The following is a 766-nucleotide window of genomic DNA, read 5'->3' on the forward strand; positions in this document are numbered from 1 at the left end:
CATCAACTGCAAAGTAAATCGTAGTTGCAGCCGGAAACCCTAACTTAGCAGCAGTACTACTTGCAACAAATCCGTCATGAATTCCCTGCTGTAGACTAAAGTAATCAAACTCATAGCCACCATCTTCATATATTGGCACAACTTTTAGTCCAGCCTCAGTAAGATTTGCAAGTTCCGTGGAAGTCAAGTATTTATCACGTTCGGCAGCCCCTGCACCAACGCTGCCAGTTAGATAACGAGCAACTATTGAAAAATCGAATTGCTTTAGTTGTTTTGCCTGTGCAGCACTTAATTGAGTTGCTGTATCAAAAGTATTTGAATCACGATTAGTATTGCCGTTGCTAGTCAACAATCCTTTGATGACGGTTAGGTCAGCTGTGCTATTAAATGGCGGTAAATTCATAAACTTTCGAAAAGCTACCACTGCCGTTGCTACGTCTGAACTAAAATAGCCATCAAATGCCCCTGTATAAAAGCCGTTCACATACAAGCCGTATTGGATGACCTGGACAACGTCGCTATTGGCTCCCTGATTAACAGTAGGTGTAGCGGCAATTGTCCCTGGACCATAGTTACCATTTGCTTGCGCAGAACTCATACCGATTGCTCGTTGTAAGGCATAAATCAACGCTGTATTAGTTGCTCGTTGATAAACGCCATCACACGGCATCAATTCTTGTAATTCCCCAGAGAATTTACGGTTGAGCGCTTGCTGCATGGTTCGAACCTTAGCATCGCCGTTTGAAACTAAGACGAAAGCTGCCAT

1 protein-coding gene is annotated in these 766 nt (G+C 43.3%); it reads right to left on the reverse strand.

The window, feature by feature from the left end; genetic code table 11:
* A partial coding sequence (locus JZY04_RS21040) for a glycoside hydrolase domain-containing protein (protein WP_220577468.1) occupies nt 1-766 on the reverse strand: 766 nt, incomplete at both ends.

The organism is Bacteroides sp. 11BF (assembly GCF_019633765.1).
GTDB lineage: Bacteria > Bacteroidota > Bacteroidia > Bacteroidales > Bacteroidaceae > Bacteroides > Bacteroides hominis.